Origin of the sequence: Cohnella fermenti, from assembly GCF_004801405.1 — a bacterium.
GTDB classification, from domain to species: Bacteria; Bacillota; Bacilli; order Paenibacillales; family Paenibacillaceae; genus Cohnella; species Cohnella fermenti.
The window spans coordinates 1-1,742 of the sequence record NZ_SSOB01000100.1 but is presented as its reverse complement, the minus strand read 5'-3'; the positions used below and the strand labels follow the sequence as shown (position 1 = coordinate 1,742).

1 protein-coding gene is annotated in these 1,742 nt (G+C 60.9%); it reads left to right on the top strand.

Features of this window, described 5'->3' with window-relative positions; genetic code table 11:
* On the top strand, nt 1-1,742 hold a 1,742-nt coding region (locus tag E6C55_RS34055; protein ID WP_168736012.1), incomplete at both ends, for a fibronectin type III domain-containing protein.

Sequence of the window (1,742 nt, the reverse complement as noted above, 5' to 3'; positions counted from 1 at the left end):
ACGGTCGAGCGCTCCGTCAGCTTCGTCGTCGATAAGTCCGCTCCTCTCATCGAGTCGTTCCAAGCGGCTTCATCCGACACTGCGATCAGCGTGACCGGTGCCGCTTCGGACTCCCCCGCGGGGCTCGCTTCGCTTCCTTATCGCTATACGGTCGGTTCGAATGCAAGTGCGTGGACATCTTCTAACTCGCATACGCAAGCGGGATTAACCCCGAATACGGGCTATACCGTCAAGTTCGAGGCGATGGATCTGGTCGGTCATGTCTCGACGCAGACGCAACCCGTGCGCACCAAGTCTCAGGCGCCGTCCATTATGATCGGTCAAGCGACGGAGACGAGCCTGGAGCTTACGTTCGCGGATAGCAATCCGACCGGCACCGCCTATCAGATCAAAGTCGGGAGCCAGTATGCCGGCGCTTCGGGGACGCTAACGGCAACGCCGAACTGGGTGATTCCGGCGAATAAGAAATTCACGCTTGCCGGTCTGACGGCGAACACGGCCTATGCGATCCAAGCACAGACCCGGAATGAGGACGGCGACGAATCGGCCTTCGGCGCTATTGCGAACGGGGTTACGTTAGCCGCCTCGCCGGAGAAGATCGACGCCGAAGCATCCCAACGCTGGATTCGGCTAACTTGGCCGGCCGCAACCGGAACGGTCACCTACGAGGTCGAAGCGGACGGATCGGTTATTAGCAACGGCAGCTCGACTTCCTACCTGCACAGCTCTCTCTCGCCCAACACGAAGCACACGTATCGTGTGCGGGTGAACAACGGCGGCGGCAAGGGAAGCTGGAGCGAGACGATAAGTGTCAGCACGTTGCCGGACCCGCCTGCCATCCCGGTTAACCTCCAAGCGACCCCGTCGCAGACGGAGATGACGGTATCGTGGGACCTGGTCGCCCGAGCGGAGACGTATGACATCGAGGTTGACGGGAACGTCATCGACAACGGGAACCGGATCAGCTACGTGCATCAAGGACTGCAACCTCTGACGGACCACACCTACCGCGTCCGGGCGAAGAATGCGGGCGGCATCGGCGAGTGGAGCGAATCGATTCAGCAGAAGACCTTGCCGTACCCGCCGAAGACGCCGGGGAACCTGAGTGGGGAGATCGCGATTCATGAAGTGTCGCTGAAGTGGGAGACGTCGGAAGGCGCCGCCTCCTACGAGATTGAGGTCGACGGCCTCATCATCGAGAACCAGATCAGCACGTCCTATGTGCATACGGACTTGGACGAGCTGAGCGGCCATACGTACCGGGTGCGGGCAGTTAACCTCGGAGGCAAGAGCGCCTGGAGCGAACCGCTGGATGTGACGACACATCCGGAGAAGCCGGATACGCCGACCAACCTGATGGCAACCGCCGAGGAACGCGCCACGACGATGACGTGGAACCAGGTTCCGCATGCGGCGGGCTATGAGATCGAGGTGGATAGCGGGACCATCGTCAAGGTTGACGCCAATCAGTATGTGCATGAAGGGCTGAGCCCGAACAGCAGTCACACGTACCGGGTGAGGGCGCTCAACATCAGCGGAACGAGCGAGTGGAGCAAGAAGCTCTCGATCTTCACGCTGCCGAGCTCAACCGATGCAACAATGGCGCTGACGAACGTGGCCGCCGTTGTGACGAACCGGACGATTACGCTCTCGTGGGACACGGTGGCGCCCGATGCGCAATACGAGGTGGAAGTGGACGGCAAGATCACCGACATCGGCACCGACACGACGTTCCACCACGG